At 61.3% G+C, this 6624-nt stretch carries 7 protein-coding genes and 1 pseudogene; 4 read left to right on the top strand and 4 right to left on the bottom strand.

All coding sequences use genetic code 11. The features are described 5' to 3' along the window. Positions 1 to 116: 116 nt before the first annotated feature. Positions 117 to 361, bottom strand: a pseudogene (gene ureA, locus NW848_RS10790) (urease subunit gamma). A gap of 358 nt (positions 362 to 719) precedes the next feature. Between ureA and NW848_RS10785 the strand changes: the two are divergent. Beyond that, positions 720 to 1898, top strand: a complete 1179-nt coding sequence (locus tag NW848_RS10785; protein ID WP_011431380.1) for an HrcA family transcriptional regulator — start codon at positions 720 to 722, stop codon at positions 1896 to 1898. A 40-nt stretch (positions 1899 to 1938) separates the two neighbouring features. Further along, a complete protein-coding gene (gene tilS / locus NW848_RS10780) occupies positions 1939 to 2949 on the top strand; it encodes a tRNA lysidine(34) synthetase TilS (protein ID WP_414508513.1) in 1011 nt (336 codons plus the stop codon). A 173-nt stretch (positions 2950 to 3122) separates the two neighbouring features. Here tilS and NW848_RS10775 read toward each other — a convergent pair whose 3' ends face one another. Together NW848_RS10775 and NW848_RS10770 are read right to left on the bottom strand one after the other, a co-directional pair. Continuing rightward, positions 3123 to 3959 (bottom strand): SpoIID/LytB domain-containing protein, encoded by an 837-nt coding sequence (locus tag NW848_RS10775; RefSeq protein WP_011431382.1) that lies wholly within the window; start codon positions 3957 to 3959, stop codon positions 3123 to 3125. Positions 3960 to 4037: 78 nt separating this feature from the next. Continuing rightward, complete coding sequence (locus NW848_RS10770; protein ID WP_011431383.1) at positions 4038 to 5327, bottom strand: MFS transporter; 1290 nt, start codon at positions 5325 to 5327, stop codon at positions 4038 to 4040. Between the two features lie 182 nt (positions 5328 to 5509). Here NW848_RS10770 and yidD point away from each other — a divergent pair, with 182 nt between their 5' ends. Next, positions 5510 to 5812 (top strand): membrane protein insertion efficiency factor YidD, encoded by a 303-nt coding sequence (yidD, locus tag NW848_RS10765; RefSeq protein WP_099812756.1) that lies wholly within the window; start codon positions 5510 to 5512, stop codon positions 5810 to 5812. Between the two features lie 23 nt (positions 5813 to 5835). On the opposite strand, the gene NW848_RS10760 is transcribed toward yidD, so the two are convergent. Next, a complete protein-coding gene (locus tag NW848_RS10760) occupies positions 5836 to 6210 on the bottom strand; it encodes a RidA family protein (protein WP_011431385.1) in 375 nt (124 codons plus the stop codon). Between the two features lie 168 nt (positions 6211 to 6378). Here NW848_RS10760 and NW848_RS10755 point away from each other — a divergent pair, with 168 nt between their 5' ends. Beyond that, positions 6379 to 6591 (top strand): phenylpyruvate tautomerase MIF-related protein, encoded by a 213-nt coding sequence (locus NW848_RS10755; RefSeq protein ID WP_011431387.1) that lies wholly within the window; start codon positions 6379 to 6381, stop codon positions 6589 to 6591. Positions 6592 to 6624: the final 33 nt, after the last annotated feature.

Raw genomic sequence — 6624 nt, 5'->3', positions numbered from 1 at the left:
TCGTCTCACCGCCTATCCTCCAGCCCGCCAAGCTGCGCTGTGGCGGGAGTACCCCGGAGGTTCTGATGGACAACCTCCTAAAGTCTCTGGGTCTTTGGGGGATCCTTAGAAAGCAGCTAGCGGATGGTTAACAGCTTGGTTTCGTCGGGAAAGGTGGCCTCTACTTGAATTTCCGGGATCCCTGGCATCACGTCCTCTCGGCTCAGCCACGTCAGACCTTCGCTCATCACCTGAGCAACGGTTTTCCCTTCCCGCGCCCCTCCAAGATAGCTGCGCTCAGGTAGGTCACCGCCTTGGGGTAATTGAGTTGGAGGCCCCACTGCCGCCGATCCCGAGCTAGCTGGACGGCCAGGTAGAGCAACCTCCTGGGGGGACAAGTACATGGAGCGACCTCGAAAGATACAAAACGATACAGAACAGGCAGCAGCAGGCTCACTTAGCCTAGAGTTGACTTAACACTTTAGTACCCCCTTTGGGCAAAAATAAGGATGCAGAGGCTACAGGGAGCTCCGCTTTTCTCGCCAAACCAAGAGCCTCCACCTCTTTCCACCTCTGCTGTTGCAATTTTCCGCGCCTGCAACCCAAGATGAAAGGGTAACAATAAAGTTAAAGAGAGAAGTAAAAGTTTATCTGATCCTCATTTAGCCCTAGCTTGGTTGACCTGAGATCCATTGGCTAATTCCCCTTAGCAGGTGTTGATTGGGTTCTTTTGAGCAGCCATGAAACTCGAACTGACTCCTAGACAACGGAAGATCCTGTGGGCAACGGTGCGCAGGTATATTGCCACGGCAGAACCTGTCGGCTCCAAAACCTTGGCCCAGTCCTACAACCTCGGAGTCAGCACGGCTACCATTCGCAACGACTTGGCCACGCTGGAGCAGGTTGGGTTGCTGTTCCAGCCCCACACCTCTGCCGGTCGGATCCCTTCTGACTTTGGCTATCGGGTCTATGTGAACGATCTGTTGAGCTCCGCCAACATGGATGGGATCCCGAACGATGCTCCCCAGCCGGAGCCCCATCCTGCGCTGCAGCAGTTGCTGGATCAGCTCAACCGTGAGCTGGGGGACGACCTCGATAGCTTCCTACAGAGGGTGGCACAGCTTTTGGCCCACTTGAGCGGTTGCATCGCCCTCATCACCCCTCCCCAGGGGCCGGTGGTAGCCGTTCACCACGTGCAGTTGTTGTCGGTGGGGCCGGGGCGGGTAATGGTGCTGGTGGTTACGGATTCCTATCAAACCCACTCGGCCTTGGTCAGCCCACCGGATTGGCCTGACGATCGGCGCGAGGATCTGGAAGATGAACTGCAGCTACTGAGCAACTTCCTCACCCTGAAATTGCGGGGCAAGACTTTTGCCGAGCTGCAGGATCTGAGCTGGTTGAAGCTGGATGAGGAGTTTCGCGCTTACAGCCATTGGCTGCAGCAACTGCTGCGCTCGGTAGTCCAACGCTACCTGCGGCCCTCTCTAGGACAGGTGTTCAGCGCGGGCATGACGGAGCTGATGCGGCAGCCGGAGTTTTCCCAGGCTCAGCGGATGCAGGCGGTGGCCCAGTTGCTCGAAGAGGGATCCGAGCAGCTGCAGGGGATGATCGGGCTCTATTCCACGCCAGGTTGCCTGTTCACGAGCGAAGCGGCTCTCTCGGCCCCGTCGGCCAGGGAGAAGGCATCCTCCAGCACCGCAGATCAGGATCCATCCCACAACGTTCCCGTGATCATCTACATTGGCAGCGAGAACCCGCTGGAATCGCTGCACCACTGCACGGTCATCGCCTCAGTTTATCGCCGCCGCTCGGCGCCGCTGGGGACGGTCACCTTGCTGGGGCCGACTCGCATGGCCTACGAGCGGAGCATTGCGGCTGTGCAGACGGTGGCCTCGCATCTCACTCGGGCCCTTGCCTGAGGGATCCCAGGTCTGGGTTGCCCCCGAGCAATAGCCAACTGTGGCCAGGCTTTCTCCTCTTCACTTGCGGGTTCAGTGTGCCATTCGCGAGCGGCAACTGCTTCGCCCCGGCCAGCGGCTGCTGGTAGCTTTTTCCGGCGGACAAGATTCTTTTTCCCTGCTCCAGATCTTGCGGGATTTGCAGCCGCGCTGGCGGTGGCAGATCTTTGTTTTGCACTGCGATCACCGTTGGTCAGCCGATGAGACGGCGTGTGCCCAGTTTTTGCAGGGATGGCTGCAACAGCAGGGCCTGCCCCACGCCGTTGAGACTGCCGATCCCATCCGCTGGGATGAGGCGGGGGCCAGGGCTTGGCGCTACCAGCAACTGGACAAATGGGCGCGCACCTGGAGCTGCGAGGCGGTGGCCACGGGGCACACGGCCAGCGACCGGGCGGAGACGTTTTTGTGGAACCTGCTGCGGGGCACGGGGGCTGCCGGCCTGGTCAGCCTAGATTGGCAACGGCGTTTGGACGAGCGGGATCCCACCTCCGCTTGGTTGGTGCGTCCCCTGCTGGGCCTTTCCCGCTGGGAAACGGAAGAGTTCTGCCGACAATACCAGTTGCCGGTCTGGCCGGATCGCAGCAACCAGGATTTGGCTCATGGCCGCAACCGCCTTCGCCTAGAGGTGATGCCCTATCTCAAGCAGCACTTTAACCCGCAACTGGAAGCGGCTTTGAATCGGGCGGCCACGCTGTTGCAGGCAGAGCATGAGCTGGTGGTGGCGCAAGCCGCCCAACTATGGTTGCAGGTGTACGAGCCGGCTTTGCCGGGGCTGCGACGGGATCCCTTGCGGGCTGCGCCCCTGGCTCTGCAGCGGCAGGTGATGTTCCAATTCTTGTCGCTGCTGCTGCCCCATCACCCGACTTTTGAGCAGGTGGAAGCCGGGATCCGGCTCCTGAAAGCAGGCCGCCGCAGCCGCAGCCCCGACTACCCAGGGGGTGGCTGGTTGGAGGTGAGGGGAGATTGCGTGGTCTGGGTTGCTGCTTCTCAGCCCGGCAGTTTTGTCCCCTAGGCCGGGATCGGCATGCCCACAAAAGCTCTTGGGCAAAGTTGTGGCTGCCCTATTTAGGTCCACTCCGGTCTTAACCAGAAGAAGCCGGCCAAGGGTGAACCCGGCCCGTTTGCGGCTGAAGGGCAACCTGGGGAGATGGGCACCCCTGGCAACCCAGAGCAAGGGGGAGTAGGTCAATCCGGCAACCGGCCAAACCTGACGCCGGGGTAGTAGTAGGCCAAGATTTGGCGGTAAGTCCAGCCCCGGCGGGCCAATTCTTGGGCGCCCCACTGGCTCATGCCGATGCCATGCCCGTACTTGGGATAGGGGCTAAAATCCGGCAGGCTTTTTAGGTAAGGGATCCCGCTCACCCCGACGGTTTGGCTGCCGGCGCTGGCGCTATACATGGCATTCACGAATTGCCCCCCATACACCATGACGATGCCGCGGGTGGCGTGTGTTGCTGCTAGGGCGGCTGCCGAGCGCTGCGACAGACCCCGATACACCTGGGAGCGGGTGTCGCTAAACACGTCAAACCAGCCGCGGGAATTGCGGTGGTGAAGAACATAGGTGCGGGCTGCCACCGCCTGGGCCTTGAGGGCCTCGGGCAGAAAGCGGGATCCCATCTCGGCTTCCACCACGCCGGCCACGTAGTCTTCCAGATCCACGTAATTGATGGCCAGCAAGCGGTTGTAGCCGGTCAGGAGCACTTTGCCAGAATACCAGCGGCCATCCACCGCCACCAGGCCACCCGCTTGCGGCTCGATGAACAACACCGGGCTGACCACCCCCTGCAGGCGCACCCCCTGAGGGCCGGGCTGGGCCAGAAACCCTTGCATGGGGGGCAACTCGGCCAGCACCTCTTGGCGGCTATTGGTCAGTTGGGCAGGGAGAGAAACCCCCACCACCAAAGGGGCGGTGGCATCGGCCAAGGCCACCCGCACCGTTACCCCCCAAGCGCTCTCGATCCATCCCCCTAAGGCGCCCACCAGCAGGGATCCCAGGAGGGCAAGCCAACCCCGTGCTCCCATCTGCCCAGAGTTCTTTTTTGTACAGCAACCCCAGCCTAGGATAGGGCAAATCGGACTTGGGGACAAAAATCAGGGTGCCTAGAGGGCAGGACGGGATCCCGTTGGCAGGGGAGGGGACGGCTGGGGCTGTTCCGAAGGGACAGGATCTGGCTGTCGAAACCGATCGGTTTCCAGGCCCAAGGCAAAGCGCAGGGAGGATCCCGGTCGCCCGTTGGAGAAGCAGAGAAAAGAGCCCAAGGAAGCCAACGCCAGAAGGGCGGCGTAGCCAAACATGGCCCGATACCCGAACCCCCCCGCCAGCGTGCCCAGGATCGGCCCCGCCAGCCCAATGCCCAAGTCAAAGCCACACATCACCAAGCTAAACAGGCGACCGCGCTCCGCCGGCTCAGAGCGATCCGCCACCAGGGCGGAGATCAGCGGGATCAAGGTGCCAAAACCCGACCCCACCACGATCCCGGCGGCGAGAAAAGCCGCAGCGCTGTCGGCAACCCTCAGGATCCCCATCGCCAGAGCATAGGTGGCCAGGCTGAGCGAGATGAACGGCCCCCGCCCGTAGCGGTCGGAAGCGCGACCAGCCAGCAGGCGCACGCCGAAGCTGGACAGGGCCACCGCCGTATAAAAAAGACCTGGATTCAGGGGAACTCCGGCCTCTTGGATCAACAGAGCCACAAACGTGGTCTGGGTGCCAAAGGCCAGGCCAACCAACAACATGACCCCGGCGAGAGAGCACACCTTCGGGCTGAGCACAAGGCCCCAAAACGCCCCATCCGAGGGCAGGGATCCCCAATCCCCACGGCGCTGCTCTCGAACCAATTGGGTACAGAAAAAGCCCACCAACCCCAGCAAAGCGGCGAAGAGAAACAGAGGGCCATAACCGGCCAGCTCCTGCAAAAAACCGCCCAAAGCAGGGCCGATGGCTACACCCATGGGATTGACCAAGCTCATGTAGCCCAAGATCTCGCCGCGTTTTTCTTCCGGGGCAAAATCCGCCACCAAAGTAACGTAGGCGGTGGCAAAAGCGGCGATGCTGATCCCATGAAAGGCCCGTACCAGCGCTATCCACGGGATCCAATCCCAAAGCCAGTACCCCAAAGGCGCCATCCCCGCCGCGCCCATGCCGATGAGCAACACAATGCGCCGACTGTGGCCATCCGCCAGCCGCCCCAGCCAAGGACGAAAAGCCAGCAGCCCAATCGAGAAGGCCCCCATCACCAAGCCCACCTCTTGGCTGGTGCCGCCCACATCCCGGACGTAGAGCGGCAGCGTGGGCAACAGCGCAGACAGACTGGCCCAAAAGAGCAGCCCGGCCACGAACAAAATGCCCAAGTTGCGCCGCTGTGCTGGCTGTAGCCGCCCAAATGCCCTCACGCCCACTCCTGATGAAACTCTTACAACCATGCCGAGGAGCAAAGCCGTCTCCACGGCATCCCCGAACAGAAGTATTACGAAATGTATATTTGGGTGGTGACTTTTTGGATCTTAACCTCTTGTCTGGAGCTGCGCAGGAGGGCAGACGTTAGCCTGGAAATGGCCTTTTTGTACGCTGGCCTATGGCGGAACGGTCGGATCCCTTGACTCGCGGTTTAGTTGCCCTGATTCGAGGCTACCAGGTGGCCATCTCCCCTCTGCTACCGCCTGCCTGCCGCTACTACCCCACCTGCTCCCAGTACACCCTGGAAGCCGTGCGGCGCTACGGTGCCATCCGAGGCGGTTGGCTGGGGATCCGCCGCCTCTGCCGCTGCCACCCTTGGCACCCGGGAGGCTACGACCCGGTGCCCGACTTGCCGGGATCCGCACCCGAGGAAAACGGTCGCCCCAGCCCAGATGGCCAACATTCTGGATCTGGGGGTTGAAGAGTTGCAGCTTTTAACCGCCGCTATCGGTAGCAGGCCACCGCCTCGATTTCCACCAAGGCATTCAAGGGCAGGCCAGCCACCTGCACGCAAGAGCGGGCCGGTGCCGGATCGGCGGCAAAAAACTCTCGATAAACCGCGTTCATGGCGGCAAAGTCTTTCATATCCGCCAAAAAAACGGTGGTCTTCACCACATTGGCCAAGCTTGTTCCCCCTGCTTCCAGCACGGCTTTCAGGTTCAGCAGCGCCTGCCGAGTTTGCGAGGCAACATCTTCCCCCGCCAGCTTGCCGGTTTTGGGATCCAGGCCCACCTGTCCGGCGGCGAATAGAAATGGCCCTGCAGCGGCAATGCCCTGGCTGTAAGGGCCGACAGGGGCAGGAGCAGCCTCGGTTCGCACCTCCTGCGGCCCTGCCTCAGCTCGAGTGGGGTGGTTAGGCTCAGAACTGACCGGCTTCCTCTGCTCCATGGGGATCGGCGGAACTCTGCAGCTAAGCTACCACAGGGGGATCCCGCAAAAAACAAGCCGGCAACGGCAAGATCAACTTGTCGACAAAAAGCAGTGCCTATGCCCTTGATCAAGTTGCAAACGCCTCTAAAGCCGGAACCTGCCGCTGTAGAGGCGCTGCTCAAGTCGCTCTCTGCTGCTCTGGCCAAACAGGTGGGCAAGCTGGAAGCCTACGTGATGACCGCCTTTGAAGGAGGGATCCCGATGACCTTTGCCGGCAGTGGGGATCCCTGCTGCTATGTGGAGATCAAGATTGACACTCCCACCGCCTAAAGGCGGGGGATTCTTACGCAGTCCACAAAAGAA

The sequence above is a fragment of the Synechococcus sp. RC10A2 genome (assembly GCF_047502605.1).
The sequence above is the reverse complement of the archived record's forward strand: the minus strand, read 5'-3'. Positions and strand labels throughout refer to the sequence as shown.